Raw genomic sequence first — 26,669 nt, 5'->3', positions numbered from 1 at the left:
TTGTTCGCCTTTCGCATGTTTCAAAATTTGTGTCCGTGAACTCTTGTCGTTCTAAAAACACGATGCGCAATTCCGCAACCTCGACTCAGAACACAGTGAGTTCTGCCTCGTCGAAGCGTCCACCCGCCAACGAAACGAACAAACTAGCGCACCCAAACGGTCTGTATCAGCCTTTCCCTTAGCGTCTGAAACGCAGCATAGAGTACGGGGATCATCAGGAGGCCCAATGTGCTATCCACCACCATGCCAAATAGTACCGGGTAACCGATGGACACGCGCGCCTCTGCACCGGCACCGCTGGACAATACCAACGGCAGAACTCCGACGATGAAACACAGACCCGTCATCGTCACAGGACGAAACCGGATTTCGGCAGCTTTGATCGCCGCCTCGTGAATATTGGTGCCGGAACGCCTTTCCTGATTGGCGAACTCAACAACCATGATGGCCTTTTTGGCCGCCAGCCCGATGAGCAACACCATTCCAATCTGCGCGAATATGTTGCTTGTCAAAAACGGAAACAGCGCCAACGGAATAAGCGCGCCCAGCAATGCAAAGACGGCCGACGTGATGATCGACAAGGGCAATATCCAGCTTTCATACAGAACCACCAGAAACAAGTAGGCCAGTATCAAGGCAGACAACATGATAAATGGCACCATGCCTTGAGATTCTACTTCTTGCTGCGTCACACCGGACCACTCGATCCCAAAGCCGTCCGGTAGTGTTTTGTCTGCAATCTCTTGAATCGCTTTGATGCCCGCACCCGAACTGACCCCTTCGGCCAATTGCGCGCTGATAGACGCCGCAGTGAACAAGTTGTACCGGGGGATCGTGTCTGGCGCGAGTACCGGCTCACTGCTTAGAAAATTTCGCAACGGCAGCGACTCGCCCGAACTGTTTTTGACATAGATGTTGTCCACATCCTCCAGTGTTTGACGGAATGGCGCATCAGCTGAAAGGACGACCCAATAGACCCGATCCGACACGATAAAGTTGTCGACAAAAAACGAGCTGAGATTGGCTTGTAGCGCCGTGAATATGTCAGACACGCTTACGCCAAGAGTCTCGGCCCGGTCCCGATCCACTGACAGATGATACTGTGGTGTCTGACCCGAAAAACTACCATGTGCGCGGGTAAATTCGGGTGCGGCATTCAACGCGGTCACAAATGCGTTCATCACCGCATCCAGTTGCACACCGTCCCCTTTTTCATACTCCAAAAGCTCGACCGAAATTCCGCCCGCCGATCCTAGCCCGTGGATTGTTGGGAACGGAAACACATAGCTTTCCGCCTCTGGCAGGGTGGCCAGCTGTTGGTCCAGGTCTCGCATAATCGCATCCCAGTGCAGATCCGGGCTGGTGCGTTCGTCCCACGGCTTAAGAGTAACAATCGCCATACCGACATTCGACCGGCCACCTGCCAGCATGCTCGCCCCGGACACCGTGGTGACAGTGTCCACTCCGGGTGCTTTTTCGATCACCGTACCGGCCTTGGCCATAAAGGCCTGTGTACGCTGTAGCGAGGCGCCATCAGGAAGCGTCATGGCCGAGAGCAGAACACCATTGTCCTCTTGCGGGATAAGGCCGGTTGGCACCGTTCTGAACAGATAAATTGTCGCCCCGATACAGGCGGCGAAGAAAAGCAGTGACACCGCGATGTATCTTAACATCCACGACACCAAACGCATGTACTGCCGCCTACCCCATGAAACCGCCAACGGCACAAAACGCAATGGACCAATCGGTTGCATACCTGATTTCAGGACCATCGCGCACAGCACCGGGGCCAGGGTCAGTGCATTCACCGCCGACAGCACAAAAGCAAAGATAATTGTCGCCGCAAACTGGTAATAGATCGTTCCGGTCAAGCCGGGGAAAAAACAGACCGGTGTAAAGACTGCCGCCAGCACAAAAGTGGTTGCAATGATCGGGCGATTGACTTGTGACATCGCCTTTAGCGTAGCCTCGCGCGGTTCAAGCCTTTCTTCGGTCATGATCCGTTCGGCGTTCTCGATGATGATTATCGCGTCATCGACCACAAGTGTGATGGCGAGGACCAAGGCAAACAACGTGATCATGTTTGCACTGAATCCAATCGCATAAATCAGTGCGATTGCGCCCAGCAGAGAGACAGGAATCGCAATTGCGGGAACAATGGTCGCCCGGATACTGGCCAAAAAGAGAAACGTGACCGCGATCACCAATCCTGCGGTCAGCGCCAGAGTTTTAAGAATATCTTCGATTGAAACACGCACGGCGTCAGTGACGTCATAGGTGATCTCATACGAGACTCCTTCGGGAAACTTTTTTGACAGTTCACCCATCAGGTTGTGGACGCTGTCTGAAATCTCAAGCGCGTTGGCGGTACTCTCCTGATGCACCGCAATGGCCGCTGTGTCCTTGCCATTGAGTTGCGAAGAGCCGCTATAGGTGGCCGAACCGAGCTCGATCCGCGCTATGTCCTCCAGTCGGGTTATCGACCCGTCATCGCCAGTGGAAATGATGATCCGGCCGAACTCTTCCGCGCTTCGCAACAGGCCCTCTGCACGCAGTTTAAACTGGAAATCCGTGCGCGCATCGCCAAATGGCGGAGCGCCAACCTGACCGGCCGCTGCGACAACATTTTGGTTTTTAATCGCATCGGCGATCTCTGACGCGGTGACGTTCAGCGCGGCCATACGAACCGGGTTGATCCAGATCCGCATACTGTATTCCAGTTGACCGAACTGCGTGACCCCACCCACACCTTGCAGACGCTGTAAGGGATCATGCAGGAAATCGGCCGCATAATTACTCAGATACAGCTCATCACGCGAACCGTCCGGTGAGGTCAGGTTGATCACAAGGATCATGTTGCCGGATTGTTTGGTGACCTCGATGCCCTGTTGCTGAACAACGGACGGCAGTTCTGAGCTTGCCAGCGCGATGCGGTTTTGCACCTCGACCGCAGCAACATTGGGATCTGTTCCCAACTGGAACGAAACACTCAGAACATAGCTGCCATCGTTCGAGCTTTTGGACTTCATGTACAACATGCCATCGATTCCGTTCACACGTTCCTCGATGGGAGTGGCCACGGATTCCTGTATCACCTGCGCATCCGCGCCGGGGTACTTTGCAGACACATAGATCTGCGGTGGCGTAATGTTCGGATATTCCGAAATAGGCAAAAGACGCACACAAACCGCGCCGAAGAGAACCATCAAAATCGCGATGACTGCAGCAAAATGCGGGCGATTGATGAAATAGTGAGAGACCAAGCCAAGCCCTAACTCTGACTATCGACCGGTTTCACGAGAAGGCCGTCATGAATTTTCTGCAACCCCTGCACGACCACGCGATCTCCGTCCTTCAGGCCGGATTTTACCTGGGTTCTGGTTGCCGTCTGAGTGCCAATTTCGATGTCAATACGATGAACCGTGTCTTTGCTATCGACAGAGAACACGAAGTAGCCTTGCTTATCGAATTGAACCGCATTGCGCGGCACGGTCAACACCCTGGAGTCGTCCGGCCCGCTGAGCGTGACGTTGACAAACTGCCCAGGAATGAGAAACCCATCGGGATTTGAGAATGTGGCCCTCAACTCAATAGTATCGGTGTCCTGACTGACACTGTCGCCCACATACGTCACCTTGCCTTCTGTCTCGTAGGCCTGACCGTCGGCCAAAGTGATCCGCGTCGCAAGCTTGATACCTTGGGGGGAGATTGATCCATTGCGGCGTTCGCGCAGCAATACAGGCTCACTGACAAAAAAGCTAACCAGAATGGGGTCAACACTTGTGACGGTCGCCAAAACGCCGCTGTCGGTATTGACGATATTCCCTGCATCAATCGCCGACAAACCGATCCGCCCGTCCAAAGGGCTGATGATGTCCGTAAGGTCCAGCGCGATCTGTGCGATCTTCAAATTGGCCTGCGCTTCATCCACCGAAGCCTGACCCTCGTCATAGGCCGCCTTGGCCGTGTCCAGAACGGACTGGGGAACATCGCCTTTCTCAAAAAGCTTCTGCTGCCGGTCGAGTTCCGTCTTGGCGCTGAGCGCAGAAGCCTGGGCACTTTTCAAAGCAGCCTGCGCGCCTTCAACACTGGCCGCATATTTCCTTTTCTCAATGCGGAACAGAACGTCGCCCTTTGTAACTGCCCCCCCTTCGATAAAGTTGACCTCAAGCAGAACGCCTTCCACCCTGGCCTGAAGGTCGACACTCTGATCAGCAACCACACGACCCACGAAGTTATCCTGCTTCTGCAGCTCCTCCAGTTTTGCAGAAGCTACCACCACGCTGGGTGCCGGTGGATCAGATTGCGCAGCTGCGGGACCCACCAATCCAAGGGCGATCAGAACACTAAGTAACTGGGCCGTTTTTTTCATCCGATGCTCGCTTATCCGCAAGTACATGGCTGCCAGTATACTATTGATGGCTGAAGGCGGCACTGCAACGGAATTCTGGTTTGGCTGAATTGCCGAACCGGAATATGTCACGTGCTTCAGAATACTGAACCGGCGGCAACAGAAACAAATGTGGATCGCATGTCTTTGACTGATGGCCGGGATCCTTTCAGGTATCCCTGCAACAGGAACCGAAACGCTCCGTCCAGACGCATATATAGTCGCTCTTGATCTGTCCGATCCACTGCCAAAGGTGCCATCATCCTGATCAAAAGCTCTTCGATTTCTGTCACGACGGGCTCAAAAGTGTCGTCAAACATGGCTTGGTTGCGGATGTCGTACCAAAGCCTGTGCAGTTCAGCCTCTTGCTGGATCGTCTCGGCGAGAGCATGGCAAAACGCTTTCATCGCCTTGTCCGGCGCTTCGATCCCTTCTACGGCCGAGGTCATCAACTCCACAAAGTGGAGCTTGTATTGACGGACACAGAAAACAAGCAATTCGTCTTTGTCTTCAAAATAGTAGTGCAGGCTACCCAGCGACATATCTGATTGCGCGGCGATGTCGCGCAGCGTGGTGCGCGCATAGCCATAGATTTTCAACGCGTTGATCGCGCTTTCGGCTATCTCGCGTTTTTTCGCATCGCGTTTGCGGACCTTATGGGTTTTGCGGTCCGCAAGCTTGTTTATCGGTTCCACTTTATTCATCCCAAACCAACTTGGCCGTTCCGTGGCATAGGCCCACCCGCTAGGGGTGGACCAATCCGTTTATGCGCGGAGCAGATCCGAGGCTTTTTCACCAATCATCACACAGGGCGCTTGGGTATTGCCGTTTGTGATTTTCGGCATGATCGAGGCGTCGGCAACACGCAGGCCGGAAATCCCGTGCACGTTCAGTTCGGCATCAACAACTGCCATTTCATCCGAGCCCATCTTGCAGGTGCCCACCGGGTGATAGATCGTCTGTGCATTACCTCGGATCCAGGCACGTATGTCGTCGTCCGATTGCACTGCAGCCCCAGGAAAGCGCTCTGCGCCGCGGAATTCATCCATTGCAGGTGACATCAATATCTTACGAGCGATCTTCACACCTTCGACCATTACATCGAGGTCTTTCTCGTCTGCAAATGCGTTTGGATTGATGTTGGGTTTGTCCGTCGGATCGCTGGAAGCCAGTGTCAGTTCGCCGACAGAGCGGGTTCCCACAACCCCCGGAAGCAATGTGAAACCTTCAGATCCATCGCTGGGGTTTCCAGCACCATCTGAAATGAACCAAGTGGGCGCGAAGTGGAATTGAAGGTCCGGTGCAGGGGCATCATCCATAACCGTCAAATAGCCGCCGGCTTCACCGATGTTCGAGGTCAAAAGACCCATCCCCTTCTCCATCAGCAAAGCGCCTTGAGCTTCGTCTGTCGCATGGGCCAGTGTCACCGGCTGAGTACACTCGTAAGCCACTGGTGCCATGTAATGATCCTGCAGGTTCTTACCGACACCAGGCAGGTCATGCACAACGTTTATGCCGATCGCTTCTAACTCGGCCTTGGGGCCAATACCGGACAGAAGCAAGATTTGCGGTGACCCATAGGCACCTGCCGACAGGATCACTTCTGAACCAGCTTTTGCTTCAAGTATCTCATCACCAACTTTGAAACGTACGCCCGTACAGCGATCATCTTCGATGATCAGGTTCTGAACATGCGCTTCGGCCTGGATCACGATGTTGTCGCGCTCCAGCGCTGGGTGCAGAAACGCGCCTGCAGTCGAATTGCGGAAACCACCTTGCTGGGTGACCTGATACAGACCAAACCCTTCCTGTTCCGTGCCCTCATTGAAATCTGCACGCTCGGCATAACCCGCTTCGAGCGCCGCTTTTACCATCGCCTGGCTCAGCACATTCGGATCGCGCTGGTCCGCTACGTTCCAGGGGCCGCCAACGCCGTGGTTTTCGTCTGCGCCACGTTCATTGTTTTCTGACCTTTTGAAGATCGGAAGAAGATCTGCATAACTCCAGCCCGGATTGTCCTTGCCCCAATCATCAAAACAGGCAGGATTGCCCCGTTTATAGATCATCGCATTGATAGAAGTGGATCCGCCAAAAACCTTGCCGCGCGGGCTGTAATAAACCTTCCCGTCTGAATGTTCCTGCGGGACCGTGGTGTAGCCCCAATCAAGATCGCTCAGGAAAAGATTGGGGAAAGCTGCCGGAATATGGATGAACTGGTTTTCATCCGCAGGACCAGCCTCTAACACCAACACAGTTTTGTCTGCATCTTCGGAAAGTCGCGCCGCCAATGCGCATCCAGCCGCCCCTGCTCCAATCACAATGTAGTCGTAGATTTCTGCGGATTGTGCCTTGGCATGACGCGCCCCCAAAGCCAATGGCGCAGTGACCGCCACACCCAAAGCGGCGCTCTGACGCATAAACGCGCGGCGCGAAAGGTTCCCTGCACTGAAGGATTTTTGCAGTTTTCCAAGCTTTTCTTGCTTCACGATTTCCTCCCAAAATCTCAGCGTCACGGCTTCGAATCCGGGTGACGCGCAAAAAGTGAAGCACATTTTCTGGACATCTGTACAGTTTTTTAGTTCAAAGTTTACAGGGTGCCACCTGCTTGCGCTGCAGTTTCTTTTGCCTGTTGGAATGATCGAACGAAACTTTTGTGGACCTGCCTTGATCGCCTGGTTTGGACCTTCAGCGGATACATCGCCCAGAACCTTAGAGGTCTGAAACAGAACTGACGGGCTGCCAGTACGCAGGCCGTTTTCTACTGCGCGTGTTCAAGAGCTGTTCGAATTTCTTGGCGTTTTCTGCGTGCCTCGCAGTCCTAAAACTCGCAGCCTGATTATTTCCGCAAAAAAGAAAACCAATATGATATAGAGAGATACGAATATGATTTCTTGCAGTGCAATTTAACGACGCAACCGGGCAATCTTGATTTGGGAGGTCAAAAATGCTTCGTACGTTTGGATGTTCTATCTCGCTTTTACTGGCATCAACGACGGCCTTTGCCGACGCGGTTCCCAGCAAAGAAGCGGCGGAAGGATTATTTTCAGATCAACCGTATTCCCCATATGCCGAGCGCTCTTTTCCCGAACGCCCCTTATGGGGCGACACGCATCTTCACACTGGGCTTTCGCTGGATGCAGGAGCTTTCGGAAACACTCTGCTGCCGGATGAAGCATGGCGTTTCGCAAAAGGCGAGCAGGTCATTTCTTCCACCGGGCAACCGGTAAGGCTGGCCCGTCCGTTGGATTGGATGGTACTGACGGATCACACCGACCTGATGGGTTTTGCGCCGGATCTTCAGGCGGGCAAGCCAGGCGTATTGGCTGATCCAAAGGGATTGGAATGGTACGAGGGCTACAAGGCAGGTGGTGAAGAGGCTGGGAAAACCGCCTTCGACATCATCACCAACTTCTCGCAAATGACATTGCCCGAGGTTCTGTTAGAATCTTACAGCCCCGGTGCCGACGCTTTTGCTTTCACTTGGGAACACATTGTGCTGGCCGCCGAGAAGCACAACGATCCCGGCAATTTCACGGCTTTCATCGGGTTCGAGTGGACATCGGTGCCCAAGGGCTTCAACCTGCACCGGAACGTCATGCTGCGCGATGGGCCAATCCGAGCCTTGCAAATGGTACCGCCAGTCACGCAGCCGCCTTACGGTGATACGGATCCAAAATCCCTTTACGCATGGCTAGAAGAGTATCAGGAAAAGACAGGGGGCCGCGCTGTTGCTTTTGCACATAACGGCAATCTGTCAAATGGATGGATGTTCCCAACCGAAGACACGTATCACGGCGGCAAGGTCGACGAGGAATACGTGGCAGCCCGCGCGAAATGGGAACCCCATTATGAGGTCACTCAAATCAAGGGCGACGGCGAAGCACACCCCTTCCTGAGCCCCGACGACGAATTTGCGGATTACGAGAACTGGGATGTCGGTAATCTGGACATCACCGAGCTAAAGACTGACGACATGCTGGCTGGCGAATACGCCCGAGAGGCCTTGAAACGTGGTTTGATGCTGGAAGAAAAGTTCGGCGTGAACCCCTACAAGTTCGGAATGGGTGGCGCGACGGACAGCCATACCTCTTTGGCCACAGCTGAAGAGGATAACTTCTTTGGGAAATCGGTGAGTGTCGAGCCTTCGGCCTCGCGCATCCAACATCCATTCATTGCCAATGATCTAGGAGAGATTCCCGGCGACCTGCTTGTTGCTTCCGGATACACCGCAGTATGGGCTACAGATAACACGCGCGCTGCGATCTTTGATGCATTCAAACGGCGTGAAACCTACGCGACCACTGGGCCACGTATTGGCCTTCGGTTCTTTGGCGGGTGGGACTTCGATCAAGCGGATGTTGAAACCCGTTTCCTTGCGAATGTTGGCTACACCAAAGGTGTTCCAATGGGGTCAGACCTTCGCCCTCGCGAGGGTGATGGTGCACCCTCATTCCTGATTGCCGCACTGCGCGACCCGGTTGGTGCAAACCTTGATCGCGTGCAGGTGGTCAAAGGGTGGCTGGATTCAGAAGGAGCCATGCAAGAAAAGGTTTACGACGTTGCATGGTCGGACAACCGAGTTGCCGATGACAACGGTAAGATCCCTGCAGTTGGAAATACGGTCGATGTGGAAACTGCCAGTTGGGCCAACACGATCGGCACTGCCGAACTTGTGACTGTTTGGACTGACCCAGGTTTTGATCCGAGTGAGAGGGCGTTTTATTACGTTCGCGCCATCGAAATCCCGACCCCGCGCTGGGTGCTGTACGATAAGCTGCGATTAGGCGCTGAGCTTCCGGAAGACGCAGTACTTACGCATCAGGAGCGCGCCTATTCATCTCCGATTTGGTACACGCCGGCGGAATGATCAGGTCAACACATGAAATTGGATACCGGGGCGGTTACTACGGCCTCGGCTCCTCTTCCAGCGCAATGATCTGGGTCAGGGCATCTTTGAAGAGCGTGTTCACATCGTCTTGATGCACCGGCTCGATGCCAAAGCTCATGCGAAGCCCTATTCACGCAGAGTACCAAACATTGCAGGGGAGTTCAGTATGCCATGGTCAATCTTCGTCTGAAGCTCACCAGCCAAGTGACATCGTGACTTTTTTGCACTAAGCCTTACAAGGCTTGCAAATAGGACCGGCCTTCTCAATGCGTCGACGAATTCCATCGATTACTGCGATGCTTTGCTTCGAGGCAGCGGCTAAAACCGAAGGGTTTGCGCGTGCGGCAGAAGAAATGAACGTGACCCAAAGTGCGATCAGCCGCCAGATTCAAACGCTTGAGGCATTCGTTGGGCAATCGCTTTTCATCCGCTCGAAACAACGGGTCAAGCTTACGGCGGCGGGTAAGACACTACTCGCCGAGTTGTCACCGCTGCTTGAGGAACTTGAGTTAACCATTCTCAAGACCAGATCACATGACAGTGCTGAAGGCAGCCTGAACATCGGCGTTTATCCCACTTTGGGCAGCCGTTGGTTTATGCCGATCATTATGGGGCCTGAAGCCGACAAAATCCGTCACGTGCTCAATCTTGTGACTTACCTTAAAAACTCTGAGATTGATCCCAGCCTGGTGGATCTGGCGATCGCGCAGGGCGACGAGGGCTGGCAAGGGTACCGAGCCGACAAGTTAATGGCCGAAACGCTTGTCGCTGTGGGTGCCCCCGACCAATTCCCAATACCGGTTGAAGACCCGCATGCCCTATTGGACCACCGGATATTGCAACATTCTACACGCCCACTATCCTGGCAGATATGGTTCCGGCACCAGGACCTGAAATTGCCACGCAAGATTATAGGGCCAATATTCAGTCAATTTGAAATGCTGATCGATGCGACCAAGGCCGGACACGGCATCGCGATAATCCCCGACATTTTAATCAAAAAAGAACTGCATCAGGGAAGTTTAGTCAAAGTGCACCCTTTTGAAGCGAACACCAGCAGCGCTTACTTTCTGCTGACGCCGGAAACGAAAATCGGTGTAGCCCGAATTGAACGAATGCGAACTTGGTTCTTGGAAAACATGCGGCCTTGCGATCCTGCGGTCACAGGCTAGCCTAAATGAATTTTCGCCCCGACAGGTCTGAAAGTTGATGCGTTTTTGTTATCAAGTCATGAGGGATTGCAACTTTCAAATTGCCGCGTTCCGAATAAGTTTCCCCAAACGCAGCGCGAATGGGAGAGTCCCTTATGACCTTTATGCCCCAGATCAAAGACAGCGATGTAGATCTGATTCAGAACGCCATGACCACCATGCCTGACTATCGGTCAGTGTCAGATTTTGTTCCCGGCCCCGGAATTGCTCGGCTGGACCTGAAATTCGATATCGAAAAACTTCAGGGCGCGTTGGAAGAATGCCTAAAGCGCGAAGAATTCTTGGGAGGAATGCAGGATCAGGGTTTTGCTGCCCTGCCCCTGACCCAGCGCCCCGGCCAGACCGAATGGACCCCGAACGACCTGTCGGGCCGCTACTGGCTGCGCGCTGATGAGCGCTATGTCGAAGAGCCGCGTGAAGATCTTGTGCCCGAGATCGATTTCTCGGAATTCAACCCAAAATTCAAAGGCACTTATTTTGAGCATGTGCACGAAGAGCTGTCCAAGCGCTTCCCCATTGGCCGCACACGCATTCTGTCGAAAGGCCTGTACAACTGTAACTCGTGGCACCGCGATCCGGAACCGCGCCTGCATATTCCGCTGATCTCGAACCCCGGTTCACTGTTCATCGTGAACCATCACGTGACTCACCTGCCTGCTGACGGCTCGGTCTACTTCACCGACACCCGCGCCTATCACACCGCCCTGAACGGTGGCGAAAAGAACCGCGTACATATCGTTGCCGCATTAGCCTACGATCAGGTCACGGAATGAGCCTTTACGGGTATGTTGCCGCAGATGCAGGAACCAACTGCATCTGCGATCTGCGCAGTGATACACTGACCCAACCCAGCGCCAGAATGCGCGAGGCGATGATGTCCGCGCCGCTGGGCGATGATGTTTATGGCGAAGATTCAACGGTTGCTCGGTTGGAGCAAGAGCTGGCCGCTCGACTGGGTAAGGACGCCGCAGTCTTCTTTCCCACCGGCACCCAAAGCAATCTGGCCGCTGTTATGGCCCATTGCGAACGTGGCGACGAGATGATCGTCGGCGACCGCTATCACCTGTACTGCGACGAGGCCGCGGGCGTATCCGTATTGGCCGGGGTTTCGATGAACCCGGTGTCCGTCTCGGATGACGGAGGCGTGGACGCTGACAAAATTGTTGCGGCGATCAAGGTCGATGACCCTCATTATGCACGCAGCCGTTTGTTGAGCCTTGAAAACAGCGTCGGGGGCCGGGTCGTGCCACTCGACCGGATCGACGCAGGCGTCAAGGTCGCGCGCGATGCAGGTCTGGCCGTGCATCTAGACGGGGCACGGCTCTTTAATGCCATTACGGCTCTGGGCTGCGATGCGGCCACATTAGCAGCCCCATTCGATACGGTGTCAGTCTGTCTTTCCAAAGGGTTAGGCGCTCCGGCCGGGTCAGTTCTGGTAGGCCCCTCGGAAATGATGGGTCAGATCAGGCGCAACCGAAAAATCCTCGGCGGCGCGATGCGGCAATCCGGAATGCTGGCGGCGGCCGGCCTCTATGCTCTGGAACACCACGTGCAGGAATTGGGCGGCGACCACGTCCGTGCGGCACGACTGGCTAAAGCGTTGCGCGAAACCGAAATAGGTGAGGTGACCTCACAAACAAATATGGTGTTCCTGAGCCCCGAGCCCAAAGATCACGCCCATCTGATCGCGCACATGGCCGGATCGGGCATCAAGATCGGTGGGCAATCCCCCGCGATCCGTATGGTTCTGCACCGGGATGTGGACGACAGCGCGCTCGACGCCGCAATCTGCGCGTTCCAGAGCTTTCAGCCGACCTGAAACAAGGGCAGCCACATGACCGATGTTATGTCTTTCATCATGAACACCTCTTATGACGAGTTACCGCAGCCCATGGTCCACGACGCAGTGCGTGCCTTGGTGGACACGCTGGGGGTGGGTATGAGTGCAGTGCAGACGCCCCTGTCCCAGATCACTCAGGCTCATGCGCACATGATGTTTGGTGGGCAAGCAGCGCAGATCTGGCCCAAAGGCAAAACCGCCAGCGCAGCCGGAGCTGCCCTGGCCAATGGCATGACCATCGACGCGCTGGATGCCCATGACGGACACAAGCTGACGAAGGGCCATGTGGGCTGCGGTGTTATCCCCTCGGTCATCGCGTTGGCGCAGGCCGAAGGTATCACTGACGCGCGGGAATTTCTGACGCTTGTGGTCATCGGCTACGAAATCGGCACCCGCGCGGGCATCGCCCTGCACCGCAGCGCCTGCGACTATCACACGTCCGGCGCGTGGGTCGCACTGGCTGCCGCTGCTATGGGTGCACGCATTCTCGGGCTGGATCGGATCCAAACGCGTGAAGCGCTGGGGATCGCTGAGTATCACGGTCCGCGCAGTCAAATGATGCGTGCTATTGATGCCCCAACTATGGTCAAGGACGGTTCAGGCTGGGGAGCAATGGTTGGTGTCTCAGCGGCTTATTTGGCCCGCGATGGCTTCACGGGCGCGCCAGCGATCTCGGTCGAGGCTCGCGATCTAGCTGATATCTGGGGCGATATTGGGCAGCACTGGTACATTCAGGACCAGTATATCAAGCTCTATCCGGTCTGCCGCTGGGCCCAACCCGCCGCCGAAGCCGTCATGGCCCTGCAGCGCGCGCACAAGTTCACCGCCAGCGATGTGACCGCGATCAGGGTCGAAAGCTTCCATGAAGCTAAACGCTTGAACGCGATCCCAACAACGACCGAGCAAGCGCAGGGCGATCCTGAAGATCGGCTTGGTCACGACGTCATCCGTCGCAAATTCCTTCGTTTGACCGAACCGGTCATGGGCACGGACAAGGCACAAGATCTGCTGGCTAGCATTGAAAGTCTGCCTGATGGCGGCGATCTGAGCGTTATGCTCGGAAAGCTTAGTTATGAAAGTTCTACCTTCTAAGTCTTAAGGTGCGAAACCTCTTACTGATCTTTGGTTAAACGGTTTCCTGCACACGCTTGCGATACTGGTACAGATAGCTGTTGTGGGGCATCATCCGGTGACGGATGCGCTGAGCGCAATGCGGTGTGCTTGCGGGATCGACGTATTTACGCTTTTACGGCACCCGCCCGGTGGATTGCGCCAAATCGGCATGAAACTTGCCACCTTCGAACCAGCTACAGGCAATCCAGATCGCCGCGTTGTTTCATCATGTGTTCGAACGCGGTTGATGTGGACCGGGGGATGGCCCAGAGCGCGATGATTTTATGCATGGATCACGTCTCCAAAGTCGCCATCAACTGACCGTGGTAAGATGTTGGAGCAAGGCCCAAGGTCTTGAATAGGCGCTAGTAGAGCGCCGTGTCGTGACCAATGACCGGTTTCCCCAGCCGTTTTTCAAGCTCGGCCGTATGGTGCACCGGGCGGCGGGCTACTCCGTCCGAGGGGCGGCGATAGTTCGACATGCCGTTGATCAGGTAGGCATCCACATTCGGGGCCTGTTCGGCGGTGTAGTCGAAGCTCTTCCAGATCAGCTCTTCATCAAAGCACCAGACGCAATCATCGACATCTTCCTGCGTGGCAAACCAGCCCTGATCAAAGAAATTCCCGGCCCAGACCACGTCAAACCCGGCCTCTTTCAGGAACCCGACCGTGCCCATGTACCAGGAATTGGTGTGATAGCAGGCGTTCAGCGCCACCTTCTCGGCACCGATCTCGCGCAGCGCCTCGACCATGGCGTAACCCGCCATGTGGAAGGGCGTTTCGTATTTGTCGCTGAGCATCTCGCAATGCTGGCGGATGCCTTCAACGCCCAAACCGCTGGCATGCACCCAGTTCGAACCGACCTGCCCGCACACATCGGCATTGTTGATCGCCATGCACTCGACGAACTCCTCAAGCAGGCCAAAGTTCTTTTTCCGCTGGTCCAGACCGTGCTGATAGCCTGGAACATGCAGCATACGCCCATGTACGCCGACAGTATCGGGTGCCATGCGGATAAAGTCCGACGGAGCCGCGCAATAGTCGAAAGGCGGGCAGGTGAACCCCACCTGATAGGGAAACAGTTTACGCTCTGGGTTTTCCCACCGTTCAGGTTTGGTGAAAGTGTTGATGTGTCATCTATCCTGAGCGAGGCAGCTCCGCTTGTGCATCCTGAAACAAAGCGCAGCCGTAAATCTATTGCTTTTTCGGCAAGAACTCTTGCCAATTCTGGAAAGAGTTCCGCTGCATTTTGCAGGTTCAAACCGGATGTCAGGCAGAAGCGTTTACCGTTTCGTCTGCCTTTAGCCGGTGCTTATAAAGATGCTCGTAATGCGGCAGCGCTTGCGCATAGATCTCTTTGACGTGATCCGGCTGATCTTCAACCGAGCCATAGGTCCGTGGCATGGGCTTGAGCCCGCTGGACGCGCTCAGGCTGTCATGCCAGGACCCGTTATCATACCACCCCACTTCGGGCCGCGCGCCGGGTTCCCACGACAAGGCCTCGGGCACGAAGTCCAGACCGACGGCTTTGCACCAGGCCGATACGATATCTTCGGGGTTTTCCAGCAGATCGTCGCTGTCGATCACGGGCGGCGCTTTGCCGTCGCGTTCGGCAATCCGGTCAAAGAGTTTGCAATGTTCCTCGAACCCATACTCGGCCACGACCCAATCCGGGCCGCGCTTGAATATGGACGGGATAGACTTTGAAGGGTCACGGATCAGGAAACTGTGGGTCATCGGGGCGAGAAATTCATCGCTGATATCAGGGGCCAGAAAATGCGGCATGTCTTTGGAAAAGACCGGCTTGCTCCGTGCGGCCTGCAACATCCGATCATGCACCTTCTGCGTCGTCAGGCCCGGCACGCGTTCGCTGTCTGCGGTCAGGCGCGGCCACGCGGCATCGTCGCCCTTGTACCAGGCCTCGCCGAAGGGTTCGTGGAAACAGGCCATATCGCCCCGCATCCGCATCATCCATTCAAAAGCGGTTGATGTTGTACGGGGCGTGGACCACAGCAGTACAATTTTGTTCATCGCGTTCTCCCTGTTTACCGGTGCATCCATCCTCGCGCGAAGCCGGAAGAATGTTCGGGGCAACGCTGAAGCAGACCGCCGCACAAATCCATTGCTTTTGCTGCCGCGAGGATTATCAATTTGGACATGAGTACCATGCGACGTGTCCCCTCGATGAGCCCGCTCATCGCCTTTGAAGCGGTTGCACGGCTGGGCAGCGTCACGTTGGCAGCGGAAGAGCTGAACACATCGCAATCCGCGATCAGCCGGCACATACGCAATCTTGAGGAACGGTTTTCGCTGGAACTGTTCCAGCGTGACGGTCGCGGGATCGCACTGACGGCGGCCGGCAAAAGCTATCACGCGGCGGTGTAATCGGCCCTGACCAGCCTGCAATCGGCCGAGCATCGGCTGACGCAGGCGCAGCGCTCGCTGACCATCGCCTGTTCGTATTCCGTCAGCCATCTGATCATCATGCCCCATTACAACCAACTGCGCCGCCGTGTGGGTGAGAATGTCACAATCAATGTGCTGACGTCGAATTACGAAAGCCAGAGCATGGTCAACGAACCCAATGCCGACGTTGCCATCGGATACAAGTTCAACGGGCCGGGCGGGAAATTGCAAAAAATCCTGCACGAAAATGTCATCCCCGTCGCCTCGCCCGAGTATATCTTACAGCACAAAGACATCCTCGAAGGACCGATCGAGGGATGGAGCCAACTCCGCTTTCTTGACCTTCCGCAGGGCACGCTCGGTTGGGCAACGTGGAGCGATTGGTTCAGCAATCACAACATCACACCCAACATTGCGCCGGCCGACACGTTCAGCAATTTTGTCTACCTGCTCGAGGCCGCCTCTTCCGGCGCGGGGATCGCGCTCGGATGGCAAGGATTCATTGAGCGCTACCTAAAGATCGGCTCTATCCAGACCATCGGCGACCAATGGTATTCCACAAACAACTGCCTGTGGGGGCGGTGTACCCAGCAAGGCCATAACAAAAGATCCGCCCAGGATTGCCTCGCCTTTCTAACCGAACTCTTCGAAAACGCACCAATGCGCCAAAACTAAACCAAGCAGCAAAGCATCAGGCCCCATCTTCATGCCGCGGCAGAGTCGGGACCGTCTGCAAAGATCATGAGCATCATCAGTGGGATGCGTGCCTGGAACTGCATGTATTCGTGATAGTTCACCGCGTAGCGCATGGTCAGCGGGTTGGTGATGACGGCCAAGTCCACGTCCCGTTCTGCCATGGCCTGGCGAATGCGGTCCATGCGGTAGTTGTTCATCGTGTCCCAATTGATGTCCGGTGCAGGCAGGACGGCCTTGGAATATTCGCCAAGCGGTTCACGGTCCATCATCAGGCTGTTTCCAAAGTTGCTGCGACGTCACGCAGACGCAGGTTTTGCGGGTCAAGAACCGCATCTGGCAGCACGATGGCTTTGTGCATTTCACCAAACACGATCACCTCAAGCTCGGTCCCCGGCTGCGCGGCCTGTGGTTTGACAAAGGCAAAGGCCAGATTGCGCCCCGTGACCGGACCAAAGCCACCCGACGAGATCAAGCCGACCTTTTCGCCGTTCAGATAAACCGCCTCACCGCCCAGCACATCGGTACCCTCCATCTGGACGTCCAGATAGGCGATGACCGAAGAACTGCCGGTCTCGGCCAGCTTGGCCAGCGCCTCTTTGCCAACAAACGCCTTGTCGAACTTCACAAAACGCATCTGGTCGGTGTGCACGGGGCTGGCGTCATTGGCCAGTTCATGCCCGCCGCGATAGGCTTTTTCCATACGCATCATTTCCAGCGCCTTTGACCCAAACGGCACCATGCCATGGGGCTGTCCCGCGTCCCAGATCGCGTCCCACACAGCGCCAAGCTGATCCATGGGCGCGTGCAGCTCCCATGCCAGTTCGCCCGAGAAGGACAGGCGCAGCGCAATCAGGTTGACCCCTGCAACCGACATTTCACGCGCCTTGAGCCAGCCGAAGTCGGCGTTTTCCAGCGACGCATCGCTGAGCGGGGCCAGCAACTCGCGGGCTTTGGGGCCCGCCACGGTCAGAATGCCCCAATCGTCGGATAGGTTGCGGATGCTCACATCCTCGGACCCGCGCTGATGCACGGTGATCCAGTCCCAGACGCGGCGCTCGGACGGGCCGCCGGTCACAAACCAGAACCGATCCTCGGCTAGCCGCGCAATGGTTGCCTCGCCCTCGATCGTGCCTTGTTCGTTCAACAGCAGCGTCAGGCAGGTGCCGCCCACCTTTTTGGGCATCCGGTTGGCGCAAAGCCGGTTCAGATACGCCTCCGCCTCGGGGCCGGTGACCTCGAACTTGGAAAAGGCCGAGAAGTCGCCGATGCCAACGCCTTCATGTACCGCGCGGGCCTCGGCCAGGGCGGCCTCCCACGATGGGCCACGTTTCCAGGACTCGGGCTCTTTGCCACCCCATTCGGGTTTGCCGTAAACGCGGGGACGCTCCCAGCCGCCAGCCTCTTCGAACACGGCATGCAACGCCTTGGTCCGGTCATGCACGCCAGAGTTTCGGATCTCGCGGCAGGTTTCATATTGCAGCTGCGGATAAGGCAGCGACAGGCGCGTCATGTAGTTCTCGCGGCAGCGCTGATAGATATAATCCTCGTCCACACGGCTATGGAACCGGCGCGGATCAAAGCCGCGCATCGAGATATCGGCCGTGCCATGCACCATCCATTGCGCCAGCGCCCGGCCCAGTCCCGGCCCCCAGGCAATGCCCACGGTCGCACCGCAGGCCAGCCAGTGATTGCGCAAGCCCGGCGCAGGCCCGACCAGCGGGTGGCCGTCCGGCGTATAGGTGATTGCGCCATTGACGATGCGTTTGATGCCGCGCTCCATCAGGCAGGGATAGCGTTCAAAACACTTCTCCAACCACGGCATAATACGGTCATAGTCGGGTTCAAACAGTTCGTTCTCGCTGTCCCAGGGGCAGCCCTCGCGCCATTTGGCCAGCGCGTCATGGGTGTCATACAGCCCGATCAGCGCCCCACCCTGTTCGCGGCGCAGATAGCCCGTAAAGTAATCATCGCGGGTGACGGGGATTTCATGACCCATCGCCTCAAACTCGGGCACCGCATCGGTGACCACATAGTGGTGCTGCATCGGGACAATCGGCAGGTCCAGCCCGCTGAAGGCCCCGATCTGGCGCGCATGGTATCCACCGGCATTGACCACATGCTCACAGATGATGTCGCCCTGCTCGGTCACCACCTTCCATTCGCCCGAGGGCATCTGCTGCACATCCGTCACCCGGTTGCGGCGCAGCACTTTGGCCCCCCGCATCCGCGCGCCCTTGGCCATCGCCTGACAGGTGCCGGATGGGTCAACATGGCCATCATCGGGCGTATAAGTCCCGCCGATGATATGCGACGTGTCATAGATCGGGTTCAGCTTGGCGATTTCTTCGGGGGTAACCCAGCGACACTCCTGCCCGCGGGCCAAAACCGCGTCACGCGTGTGCATCAGCCAGGCACGGTGATCCTCGGTTGCGGCCACGCGCAAGGACCCGCAATTGTGCCAGCTGACGCCCTGCTCGGTCTCATCCTCAATGGTTTTATACAGATCCACCGCATAATCGTGACAGATCCCCAACGCATGGCCCGCCGTCATGCGACTGACCAATCCCGCCGCATGCCAAGTAGCCCCGGACGTCAGTTCCGCCTTTTCAACCAGAACAACATCTGTCCAGCCTTCCTTAGCCAGATGATACAGGACGCTGGCACCCATATTGCCACCGCCGATTACAACGACCCGAGCCGATTCCATTACAGTTCTCCGCGTTTCCTGCCGGAGACACTTCCGCATCGGAAAAATTTTGTCCACATTTTTTTCCTGCAGTATATCTTTTTGCCAATAACTTGATTCGGAGGACCACAATGGACGGTGCAGTCGTAAGAGAATCCAACCAGGATCGCATGCGGCGCATTCTGGGCGAAGACGGGTACGCGCAGCTGTTTCGCAACATTGACGAAGCCGCAGGCCTGCCAAACGCGGCATACTGGTCGCCCGAATGGTTCGAGATGGAGCAGGAACTGATCTTTCGCCGCTCCTGGGTGTTCGGCGGCGCGCGCGCGGAAATCCCCGAACCCGGCGACATGAAGCCCATCGACATCGCTGGCACGCCGATCGTTCTGGTCCATGGCCGCGACGGTGTGATCCGGGGGTTCCAGAACGTCTGCCGCCATCGCGGCATGCAACTGGTCACCGAACCCTGCAAAAAGGCCACGCTGACCTGCCCCTATCACCGATGGGCCTATGGGCTGGACGGCAAGCTGCGGTCCCGGCCGCATTTCGACGGGCCCAATTCCAGCGGCACGTTCAAAGACGGCGGCGGCGACAAGCTGGACCTGATCCCGGTCCGGGTAGAAGAGTTCTTTGGCTGTCTGTTCGTCAACGTTTCGGGCGACGCGGATCCGCTGGATGTGTGGATGGCCCCGGTTCTGGATCAGCTCAAAGGCTATGATCTGTCAGCCATCCGCTGGGCCGGGAAGCGCGATTTTACGGTCGAGGCCAACTGGAAGCTGGTTTACGAGAATTATATGGAAGGCTACCACGTTTTTGCCCTGCATCCCCGCCTGCTGGACTTTGCCCCAATGGACGTTCGGTGGTCCGGAGAATGGCGTGGTTCGACCTTCGTCAATGGCTACCGGTTCCCGAAACTAGAAGAAGGCCGCGGCCAGGGCCTGCCCCATTATCCCGGCCTGTCCGAGGAGGATCGCATGCAGGGACAGTGGTTCCTGACCATGCCGCATTTCGCAGTCGAGGTGTATCCCGATCAGTTTACTGTGTTGGTCGCCTACCCCGAAGCGCCGGACAGATGCCGAGAGGAACTGCACGTTTTCGTCATCGGAGATGAGGCCGCAACCGGCGACAAATACCGCAAGGAACGCGAAGACCTGATCCAGATGTGGGACGATCTGAACGTCGAGGACATATCGGTCCTCAAAGGGCTTCAAAATGGCCGCCGCTGCTTTGGATACGACGGCGGCCGTCTGTCACCGCATTGGGAAGGACCAACATTGGCCTATTCCCGCAAAATCATTGAACTGATGGCGGATAGCGAGACGATTTAACGGGACTTCATGATCACGGGCGTGTTGGTGTGAACGATCTGCAAATCGTTCTCACCATTGTTAATGTATTTATGTGGCTTATCGCCGGAAAACCCAAAACTGTCGCCTTCTTCCAGCACAAAAACATGGCCATCTACTTCCAGAGTCAACTGCCCGGACAGGACATAGCCCACCTCTTCGCCCTCATGGCTCAACGGGTTGTCGCCGGAATGACCTCCTGGAGAAAACTGCATCAAAGACATAACAATCTGACCGTCGATGCCGGGCGACATCAAATACACTGAATGATCCAGATACTCGGTGCCGGCAAGGCGTGAAAAGTCAATTCTACGGCGAAATCCCTTGCGAACGACATACTCGTTTTCCACAGGATCATCATTGGGCGAAGGCGGGAACAACCAGCCTACCTCGATCCCCAAAGCTGCACTGATCCGCTGTAACGCGTCCAAGGAAGGCTGCTTCTGCCCCCTTTCAACAAGGCTCAGAAACCCAACCGACAAAGACGCCGCTTCTGCGCATTCGGCCAGCGTCATACCCATCGCGCGGCGCACCCCACGGATTTCGTGGCCAACTCCAGCATTGGCATTCGCCGCTTCGGTTTGAGACGTTGAATTCGACTTTGTTACGCGCGCCATAAATCAGTTCCTGGACCTTTCGCAAAACTCTGGCAATCGACGCTTACACTGCAATCAACGAAATGGCTATCCGTGCCTCCCAACACCCTCAAAACAAACTCTGACTGGGTAGATCAAGAACGTGATTTGTGGGATAACGGATTGGCGTCTATGCCGCTGTCCGATGGCTGAGCCTTGGTCCGGTGCAAAATCAATCAGATTGAAAGTCTTGAAGATCAGTCGCCACAGCCACCGCCGTCTCCCGAGCTACAGTCGCCTGCATCTTCGTCGGCAAAAGGGTCATGACTTTCAAACACCAGCGTCAGCTCACTTTTAGAGCTCAGGCTATTGAGGGTGATTGCAAAGCAGACCAGCGGCACGCTCAACCAAAGCGCACCGAATAATAGATCGCCACTCTGAATGATGGAGCTGGCGCCGGTGCAAATGAAGACGATCAAGAAAACCAGCATTATGAAAGTTCCAACTTTATTTTTCATCTTCCAGATGCCTTTCGGAGGAGTTCCGAATAGCTCTTTGTACGCTCGGACGGTGGCCTTGTAGTCGTCCAGATGTCTGGGGCCTTGACCGCCGGGGTTGTGGTGCACGGGTTTGCCCAGCTTTTTGCAGAAGACATCCCAATAATCGCGACTGTGCTGCATATGCAGGTGCCACACCAAATCGACCGCCTTCGAGGGGACGTTTCGCTCTGATCGCGTGGCACAAAGATACATGAATTTCTTGTATTCAGTGATCGCAACGGCAGCAGTATCAGGAGAGATGCAGTTTTCGGCCATCAATTGATCAATGAATGGCGCGCCTGTCGCATCATCAGGCATTTTATGCGACTTAATCAGCTCCCATAGCTGAGTATTGAGAGAGGTCATCGGAGCCTCCTATGTTTTCTCTTTTTTGCGATTTCTGCCTAGCGCACGAATATGACAGGTTTGTGACACGAGCGGGAACGTGTTGGAAATGCAAAGACCTTGAACGGTTCACGACCAATCTGACCTACCACCGGCATTGGGGCCCAGCGCTTTCAGAGCAACCCTGCACCCCTTCAGTCCTCAGGATTTCGCGCGTGTTTTCGACGCCACAAGGAATACGTTCCTGCGAACCAGAGTCATAACTGTCGATCCCTCACAGAAACAAGTTTTCGAAACGAGAGTGTCGGCGCTGATAAACGTCTGTCGACACCCCGGTCCAGCGGCACCACGCAATAGGAAAACACGGAATAAGATGCGCTTCAATGGTGAACCTCACCAAGGGACAATTCCTGAACGCAGTCCAATAAGGCAGTGGTGTAATGAGATTTATCGTCCCTCAGCCGAAAAAGCGGTACGGAAATACTGACGGCGGCAATCGGGCAGGCGTTCTCGTCCAGGATGGCCGCGCCAAAACAAACGATACCGACTTCATTCTCTTGACTGTCAAAAACGAAGCCTTGGGCACGGCATTGATCGATCTGCGCGCGCAATTTGATTGGATCAGTTGTCGTAAACGGGGTGATCGGCTGCAAGCTCGAAGCATCCAATAAGGCTGAAAGCTTTTCGTCCGACAGCGCCGAAAGATAGGCTTTGCCGACCCCACTGGAGTGAAGCGGAACAAAGGTGCCTATTGTCGAGTTCATGCGCACCGTCTCAAGGCTTTCGATTTTGTCGATATAGACCAGTCCCTCACCGCTTGGCACGGCGAGGTGTACGGTTTCGCCGGTCTGATCCCTGACGCGCACCAGGGCATCCCGGGCGCGGTCCCGAATGTCCGACGATGCCAAGGCAAGACGGGCAAGATTGACCAGACGTGGGCCGGGTTTGTACCTTTTGTCTCTGAGTTGCACGATCAGCCCTTCGGCTTCCAAACTGTTTAACATGCGGTACAGAGTCGGGCGTGTAAAAGCACATTCTTCCAAAAGATCGGCCAGGGTCGGCGGGTTTTTGCGGTCACAAATGTGCTGCAACAGCCCGATGCTGCGCGCAAAGCTTTGGGTTCCTTGGACCTGTTTTACCATTCCGGCCTCTCAGATTGACGGCACATATCAACGATGTAAATTTCCATATAATGAATCTGTTGTCCACAATGTGGTCATTCTAAATTGCTAAAGAAGGTAAGCCGAGATGCCACTGACCAATACAGACGAAAACCCGATGGTGCCCTATAAACACCCGATGCCGCAGGATGCCCTGCCGGAAATCGTGGTGCCCAACGCGCTGGCCGAAAATGACCCCCGTATGTGGGTCCAGCAGACCGAGACGGTGTTTTTCCGCCCACTGTGTTTGAACGTAAGTCAAGGTTATTGGATGAACCTTTTGAAGGTGACCAAGGCAGGCGTTCTGTCCCGCCATTGCCATCCGAACCCCGTACATGGCTTTGTTCTGAAAGGCCGCTGGCATTATCTTGAGCATGACTGGGAAGCCACTGAAGGGTCTTATGTTTATGAGCCTCCGGGTGAGACCCATACTCTGGTTGTGCCGGATGATGTCGAGGAAATGATCACTTATTTTCAGGTCAATGGGGTGATGTACTATTGTGATCCTGATGGAAATCACCTCGGTTATGAGGATGTTTTTACCAAGATCGACATGTGCCGTGCGCATTTCGAGAAAGTCGGCCTCGGAGCAGACTACGTGAAGAACTTCATCAGGTAACACTCATGAGCAACGTATCATACGACTTTACAGGCCGTACCGCTGTGGTGACGGGTGGGGCAGCCGGGATCGGGGCAGAAATCGCACGCCACTATGCGGCAGCAGGCGCCAACGTGGCGATCTGGGACTTGTCGGAACCCGACGACGCCCCTGAAGGCGCGATCTCATGCAAAGTGGATATAAGTGACCCAGACCAAATCGCCGCAGCCGTTGCAAAGACCAGAAGCGCCTTCGGCGGCGTTGATTTTTTGTCGCACAATGCAGGTTTCGCCGGGCCGACCCTGAGCGTCGTGGAGAGCGACCCGAAAATCTGGGCGCGCGTCGTCGAGGTTAATCTGACCGGAACATTTCACTTGGCTCACGCCATTGTTCCACTCATGCAAGAGGCCGGCTTTGGTCGGATCATCAACATGGCATCGCTTGCGGGCAAGGAAGGCACACCCAACGCCTCGGCCTATTCGGCGTCCAAGGCGGGCGTCATCGGGTTTACCAAGTCAATGGCCAAGGAACTGGCCCAGACTGATATCCGCGTGAATTGCATCGCACCTGCCGCCATCAAGACGGCGATCCTGGATCAAATGACGCCAGAGTTTGTGCAGATCATGGTCGACAAATCCCCAATGAAACGTCTGGGCTGGGTTGAAGAGGCTGCACGCATGGTGATGTGGCTCAGCTCGGAAGATTGCACGTTCAACACTGGTGCCGTCTTTGATCTTTCAGGCGGAAGAGCGACCTACTGATCGCGTACATTTGCAATTTCACGACCGGGCCTGTGTTAGTGGCCGCACATGTATTGGCAGCGCAGCACGGCCCATAGTTTTTGCAAGCCCGCGCGCGCAACTGAAAGTCTTAAATCCGTTTTTGGCACCATCGGATTTGTCGGTGTTGTTTCGGGCTCTGGCACCTTGGCCAGTGAAATGGCGATCCGGGCGAGCAAGTCCCAGGAACCTGCTCGACCCGTTTCCAATATCCCCAGCCATACAATTTGCCGCGGTTTTGACCGGATCAGCTGCGCACCAAGTGCCCACCATCAACGTCCAGAACGGTGCCGGTCAGAAAGTTATTTGTCATGGACAGGACAACAGCTTGTGCGACTTCTTCCGCGGTTCCGACGCGGCCGACGGGCAAGCTGCCGCCGACTTGCGCGTACATGGCTTCTCGTGCCTCTTCCGGCACCGCAGCATAGGCTTCCGTATCAACCATACCGGGACTGATGCAATTCACACGGGCACGGCCCGACAGTTCCAGCGCCAGCCCTTTGGCTAAGGCTTCAACCGCCGCGTTCACCGCAGCCAGACCTGTTGTCCCGGCAGACGGGCGGCGGCTGAGCACACCGGAAAAGAACGTGATGGAAGCACCTTTGGTCAAAGCAGGCAGGACCTCACGCGCGGCCACATACGGGCCGATGAACTTGGCCTCAAACATACCACGCAATGCGTCAGTGGGCAGCTCTTCATAGGCCCCATGCGCAGCGCTTGAGGCCGAGATCACCAAGTGGTCCACCGTCCCGAGATTGGCGGCCCAGGATTTCACGCCTGCCTCATCCGTAGTGTCTACGGGCGCGATTTGCACAACACCCCCGACCTCTGTCGCCGCCGCCTCAAGTTTGGCCAGACTGCGACTGGCAAGTGTGACTTTTGCCCCAAGGGCGACTGCCATCTTGGCCGTAGCCTTACCCATACCACTACTGCCGCCGATGATGACGACGTGTTTGCCTGCAAGGGCGGCTTCAAAAACCGTACTCATTGTGTTGGTTCCTTGTCTTTAGGGTTACCTGTTCGGGTCAGTTGATGCTCAGCACAAGCTTGCCAGTCGTCTCGCCTGCTTCCAGACGGCGATGGGCCTCAGCAGCTTCGTCAATCGGCAACATGGTGATCTGAGGACGCAGAACGCCGGTTTCCAGCAGGTTGAACACGGTCGACATATCAGCGCTGAAGGCATCGGGGCGGTTCAGGAAATACGTGTAGATATCGCTCACCCGCACTGAAACGGATTTCTGGAAGTGCTTTGTCAGATCTTCGGCAAAGCCACCTGCGGGCGGTCCCGCAAGGAACCCAAACACTACGGCCGTACCTAGCGGTGCCAGCGCGTCGAGGTCCGATTTCAGTGTTTCGCCCGAGATTGGATTCAACGTCAGATCAACACCACGTCCTTCAGTGATCTCCAAAACTCGCGCAGCGACGTCTTCTTGGCGGTAATCAATGACGTGATCAGCGCCCTGCTCATATGCGTAGCCAAGCTTGTCGGTGCTGGCAGAGGCAATCACGGTCATACCCAGATGTTTGGCGATTTGCAGAGCCATCGTACCAACACCGCCCGCCGCCGCGTGAACCAGCACGGATTTTCCTGCCACTGCACCACCGAGATTGACCAGCATATGATAGGCGGTCATTGCATTAACCGGGATCGCGGCAGCGGTTTCAAAGGTGACGTCGTCAGATAGCCTGGTCACGTAAGGTGCCCCAATCACGGAATGCGTGCCATAACCGCCCGCACCGATCGGCCCCATCCAAGCCACACGGTCGCCCATGGCAAAGCCTTCGACCCCTTCGCCCAGCGCTTCAACAACTCCGGCGCCTTCGACGCCTGGTACGTGCGGCAGGGTAGGCATCATACCTTCTGGCATCTCTCCCCGTCGGATGATCGTGTCGATAAAGTTAACGGCTCCGGCATGGTTACGGATCAAGACGTCGCCGGGGGCTGGCTGAGGAACGGCGCGGTCGGATTTGCGCAGAACATCGGGCCCACCGTTTCGCGTGATTTCGATTGCATAGGACATAACGTGTCTCCTTCTGTTGTGCAGAAAGTAGAGACCGTCAGTTGTAATGATAATCGTTGATTTCAGGAGTTATTAT

General features: G+C 55.9%; 23 protein-coding genes. 10 read left to right on the top strand and 13 right to left on the bottom strand.

What is annotated here, in order from left to right; translation table 11 throughout:
- Positions 1 to 143 precede the first annotated feature (143 nt).
- From GS646_RS18555 to GS646_RS18540, 4 genes are all read right to left on the bottom strand, one after another.
- The gene (locus GS646_RS18555; protein WP_171187354.1) at positions 144 to 3,263 is read right to left on the bottom strand and encodes an efflux RND transporter permease subunit; all 3,120 of its coding nucleotides are present in this window, start codon (positions 3,261 to 3,263) and stop codon (positions 144 to 146) included.
- Between the two features lie 8 nt (positions 3,264 to 3,271).
- Positions 3,272 to 4,372 (bottom strand): efflux RND transporter periplasmic adaptor subunit, encoded by a 1,101-nt coding sequence (locus GS646_RS18550; RefSeq protein ID WP_171187352.1) that lies wholly within the window; start codon positions 4,370 to 4,372, stop codon positions 3,272 to 3,274.
- A 116-nt stretch (positions 4,373 to 4,488) separates the two neighbouring features.
- A complete protein-coding gene (locus GS646_RS18545) occupies positions 4,489 to 5,085 on the bottom strand; it encodes a TetR/AcrR family transcriptional regulator (protein ID WP_171187350.1) in 597 nt (198 codons plus the stop codon).
- Between the two features lie 69 nt (positions 5,086 to 5,154).
- On the bottom strand, positions 5,155 to 6,876 hold the full coding sequence (locus tag GS646_RS18540; protein ID WP_371732113.1) for a GMC family oxidoreductase: 1,722 nt from the start codon (positions 6,874 to 6,876) through the stop codon (positions 5,155 to 5,157).
- Positions 6,877 to 7,334: 458 nt separating this feature from the next.
- Between GS646_RS18540 and GS646_RS18535 the strand changes: the two genes are divergently transcribed.
- From GS646_RS18535 to GS646_RS18515, 5 genes are all read left to right on the top strand, one after another.
- Positions 7,335 to 9,257: a DUF3604 domain-containing protein gene (locus GS646_RS18535; protein ID WP_171187348.1), complete on the top strand. Its 1,923-nt coding sequence runs from the start codon at positions 7,335 to 7,337 to the stop codon at positions 9,255 to 9,257.
- Between the two features lie 287 nt (positions 9,258 to 9,544).
- Positions 9,545 to 10,450 carry a LysR substrate-binding domain-containing protein gene (locus GS646_RS18530; RefSeq protein ID WP_171647927.1) on the top strand — a complete coding sequence of 302 codons (906 nt, stop codon included), beginning with the start codon at positions 9,545 to 9,547 and terminating at the stop codon, positions 10,448 to 10,450.
- A 134-nt stretch (positions 10,451 to 10,584) separates the two neighbouring features.
- Positions 10,585 to 11,262 (top strand): hypothetical protein, encoded by a 678-nt coding sequence (locus GS646_RS18525; RefSeq protein WP_171647929.1) that lies wholly within the window; start codon positions 10,585 to 10,587, stop codon positions 11,260 to 11,262.
- On the top strand, positions 11,259 to 12,308 hold the full coding sequence (gene ltaE / locus GS646_RS18520) for a low-specificity L-threonine aldolase (RefSeq protein WP_171187342.1): 1,050 nt from the start codon (positions 11,259 to 11,261) through the stop codon (positions 12,306 to 12,308). The genes GS646_RS18525 and ltaE overlap by 4 nt, the downstream gene beginning before the upstream one ends.
- Positions 12,309 to 12,323: 15 nt before the next feature.
- Positions 12,324 to 13,421 carry an MmgE/PrpD family protein gene (locus tag GS646_RS18515; protein WP_171187339.1) on the top strand — a complete coding sequence of 366 codons (1,098 nt, stop codon included), beginning with the start codon at positions 12,324 to 12,326 and terminating at the stop codon, positions 13,419 to 13,421.
- A gap of 386 nt (positions 13,422 to 13,807) precedes the next feature.
- On the opposite strand, the gene GS646_RS18505 is transcribed toward GS646_RS18515, so the two are convergent.
- Both GS646_RS18505 and GS646_RS18500 read right to left on the bottom strand, forming a co-directional pair.
- Positions 13,808 to 14,452 carry a hypothetical protein gene (locus GS646_RS18505; protein ID WP_216600467.1) on the bottom strand — a complete coding sequence of 215 codons (645 nt, stop codon included), beginning with the start codon at positions 14,450 to 14,452 and terminating at the stop codon, positions 13,808 to 13,810.
- 259 nt (positions 14,453 to 14,711) lie between these two features.
- A complete protein-coding gene (locus GS646_RS18500) occupies positions 14,712 to 15,473 on the bottom strand; it encodes a sulfotransferase family protein (protein ID WP_171187338.1) in 762 nt (253 codons plus the stop codon).
- 126 nt (positions 15,474 to 15,599) lie between these two features.
- Between GS646_RS18500 and GS646_RS18495 the strand changes: the two genes are divergently transcribed.
- Entirely contained in the window at positions 15,600 to 15,827 is a 228-nt protein-coding gene (locus tag GS646_RS18495) for a LysR family transcriptional regulator (protein ID WP_171679261.1), read from the top strand.
- Positions 15,828 to 15,833: 6 nt separating this feature from the next.
- Positions 15,834 to 16,523, top strand: coding sequence for a LysR substrate-binding domain-containing protein (locus tag GS646_RS18490; RefSeq protein WP_171647999.1), 690 nt, complete (start codon positions 15,834 to 15,836; stop codon positions 16,521 to 16,523).
- A gap of 29 nt (positions 16,524 to 16,552) precedes the next feature.
- On the opposite strand, the gene GS646_RS18485 is transcribed toward GS646_RS18490, so the two are convergent.
- On the bottom strand, positions 16,553 to 16,813 hold the full coding sequence (locus GS646_RS18485) for an aminopeptidase P family N-terminal domain-containing protein (RefSeq protein WP_171187334.1): 261 nt from the start codon (positions 16,811 to 16,813) through the stop codon (positions 16,553 to 16,555).
- Positions 16,813 to 19,251 carry an FAD-dependent oxidoreductase gene (locus GS646_RS18480; protein ID WP_171647933.1) on the bottom strand — a complete coding sequence of 813 codons (2,439 nt, stop codon included), beginning with the start codon at positions 19,249 to 19,251 and terminating at the stop codon, positions 16,813 to 16,815. Before GS646_RS18480 ends, GS646_RS18485 begins: the two co-directional genes overlap by 1 nt.
- A 110-nt stretch (positions 19,252 to 19,361) precedes the next feature.
- On the opposite strand from GS646_RS18480, the gene GS646_RS18475 reads away from it, so the two are divergent.
- The gene (locus GS646_RS18475; protein ID WP_171095495.1) at positions 19,362 to 20,558 is read left to right on the top strand and encodes an aromatic ring-hydroxylating dioxygenase subunit alpha; all 1,197 of its coding nucleotides are present in this window, start codon (positions 19,362 to 19,364) and stop codon (positions 20,556 to 20,558) included.
- Here GS646_RS18475 and GS646_RS18470 read toward each other — a convergent pair.
- The 3 genes from GS646_RS18470 to GS646_RS18460 all read right to left on the bottom strand — a co-directional run bounded on the left by GS646_RS18470 (position 20,555) and on the right by GS646_RS18460 (position 23,177).
- Entirely contained in the window at positions 20,555 to 21,193 is a 639-nt protein-coding gene (locus tag GS646_RS18470; protein WP_171095493.1) for a cupin domain-containing protein, read from the bottom strand. The genes GS646_RS18475 and GS646_RS18470 overlap by 4 nt on opposite strands.
- A 215-nt stretch (positions 21,194 to 21,408) precedes the next feature.
- Entirely contained in the window at positions 21,409 to 22,056 is a 648-nt protein-coding gene (locus GS646_RS18465) for a hypothetical protein (protein WP_171647935.1), read from the bottom strand.
- A 359-nt stretch (positions 22,057 to 22,415) separates the two neighbouring features.
- A complete protein-coding gene (locus GS646_RS18460; RefSeq protein WP_171647937.1) occupies positions 22,416 to 23,177 on the bottom strand; it encodes an IclR family transcriptional regulator in 762 nt (253 codons plus the stop codon).
- 106 nt (positions 23,178 to 23,283) lie between these two features.
- On the opposite strand from GS646_RS18460, the gene GS646_RS18455 reads away from it, so the two are divergent.
- Both GS646_RS18455 and GS646_RS18450 read left to right on the top strand, forming a co-directional pair.
- A complete protein-coding gene (locus GS646_RS18455) occupies positions 23,284 to 23,814 on the top strand; it encodes a 2,4'-dihydroxyacetophenone dioxygenase family protein (RefSeq protein WP_171647939.1) in 531 nt (176 codons plus the stop codon).
- A gap of 5 nt (positions 23,815 to 23,819) precedes the next feature.
- Positions 23,820 to 24,554 carry an SDR family NAD(P)-dependent oxidoreductase gene (locus GS646_RS18450; RefSeq protein WP_171187326.1) on the top strand — a complete coding sequence of 245 codons (735 nt, stop codon included), beginning with the start codon at positions 23,820 to 23,822 and terminating at the stop codon, positions 24,552 to 24,554.
- Positions 24,555 to 24,819: 265 nt separating this feature from the next.
- Here GS646_RS18450 and GS646_RS18445 read toward each other — a convergent pair whose 3' ends face one another.
- Together GS646_RS18445 and GS646_RS18440 are read right to left on the bottom strand one after the other, a co-directional pair.
- Complete coding sequence (locus tag GS646_RS18445) at positions 24,820 to 25,560, bottom strand: SDR family oxidoreductase (RefSeq protein ID WP_171647941.1); 741 nt, start codon at positions 25,558 to 25,560, stop codon at positions 24,820 to 24,822.
- Positions 25,561 to 25,597: 37 nt separating this feature from the next.
- The gene (locus GS646_RS18440; protein WP_171187322.1) at positions 25,598 to 26,593 is read right to left on the bottom strand and encodes a quinone oxidoreductase; all 996 of its coding nucleotides are present in this window, start codon (positions 26,591 to 26,593) and stop codon (positions 25,598 to 25,600) included.
- Positions 26,594 to 26,669: the final 76 nt, after the last annotated feature.

It is taken from the genome of Ruegeria sp. HKCCD4315, from assembly GCF_013112245.1.
In the GTDB taxonomy this organism is placed as follows: domain Bacteria; phylum Pseudomonadota; class Alphaproteobacteria; order Rhodobacterales; family Rhodobacteraceae; genus Ruegeria.
Note: the sequence above shows the minus strand (reverse complement) of the source record. Positions and strands in the feature narration are given on the sequence as shown.

Coding starts and splice junctions, on each gene's coding strand:
- GS646_RS18475 (WP_171095495.1), top strand. CDS start 19,362: ATGGACGGTGCAGTCGTAAGAGAATCCAACCAGGATCGCATGCGGCGC.
- GS646_RS18530 (WP_171647927.1), top strand. CDS start 9,545: ATGCGTCGACGAATTCCATCGATTACTGCGATGCTTTGCTTCGAGGCA.
- GS646_RS18445 (WP_171647941.1), bottom strand. CDS start 25,560: ATGAGTACGGTTTTTGAAGCCGCCCTTGCAGGCAAACACGTCGTCATC.
- GS646_RS18505 (WP_216600467.1), bottom strand. CDS start 14,452: ATGGCACCCGATACTGTCGGCGTACATGGGCGTATGCTGCATGTTCCA.
- GS646_RS18470 (WP_171095493.1), bottom strand. CDS start 21,193: ATGGCGCGCGTAACAAAGTCGAATTCAACGTCTCAAACCGAAGCGGCG.
- GS646_RS18460 (WP_171647937.1), bottom strand. CDS start 23,177: ATGGTAAAACAGGTCCAAGGAACCCAAAGCTTTGCGCGCAGCATCGGG.
- GS646_RS18455 (WP_171647939.1), top strand. CDS start 23,284: ATGCCACTGACCAATACAGACGAAAACCCGATGGTGCCCTATAAACAC.
- GS646_RS18495 (WP_171679261.1), top strand. CDS start 15,600: ATGAGTACCATGCGACGTGTCCCCTCGATGAGCCCGCTCATCGCCTTT.
- GS646_RS18480 (WP_171647933.1), bottom strand. CDS start 19,251: ATGGAATCGGCTCGGGTCGTTGTAATCGGCGGTGGCAATATGGGTGCC.
- GS646_RS18515 (WP_171187339.1), top strand. CDS start 12,324: ATGACCGATGTTATGTCTTTCATCATGAACACCTCTTATGACGAGTTA.
- GS646_RS18500 (WP_171187338.1), bottom strand. CDS start 15,473: ATGAACAAAATTGTACTGCTGTGGTCCACGCCCCGTACAACATCAACC.
- GS646_RS18450 (WP_171187326.1), top strand. CDS start 23,820: ATGAGCAACGTATCATACGACTTTACAGGCCGTACCGCTGTGGTGACG.
- GS646_RS18525 (WP_171647929.1), top strand. CDS start 10,585: ATGACCTTTATGCCCCAGATCAAAGACAGCGATGTAGATCTGATTCAG.
- GS646_RS18465 (WP_171647935.1), bottom strand. CDS start 22,056: ATGACCTCTCTCAATACTCAGCTATGGGAGCTGATTAAGTCGCATAAA.
- GS646_RS18440 (WP_171187322.1), bottom strand. CDS start 26,593: ATGTCCTATGCAATCGAAATCACGCGAAACGGTGGGCCCGATGTTCTG.
- GS646_RS18535 (WP_171187348.1), top strand. CDS start 7,335: ATGCTTCGTACGTTTGGATGTTCTATCTCGCTTTTACTGGCATCAACG.
- GS646_RS18550 (WP_171187352.1), bottom strand. CDS start 4,372: ATGAAAAAAACGGCCCAGTTACTTAGTGTTCTGATCGCCCTTGGATTG.
- ltaE (WP_171187342.1), top strand. CDS start 11,259: ATGAGCCTTTACGGGTATGTTGCCGCAGATGCAGGAACCAACTGCATC.
- GS646_RS18485 (WP_171187334.1), bottom strand. CDS start 16,813: ATGATGGACCGTGAACCGCTTGGCGAATATTCCAAGGCCGTCCTGCCT.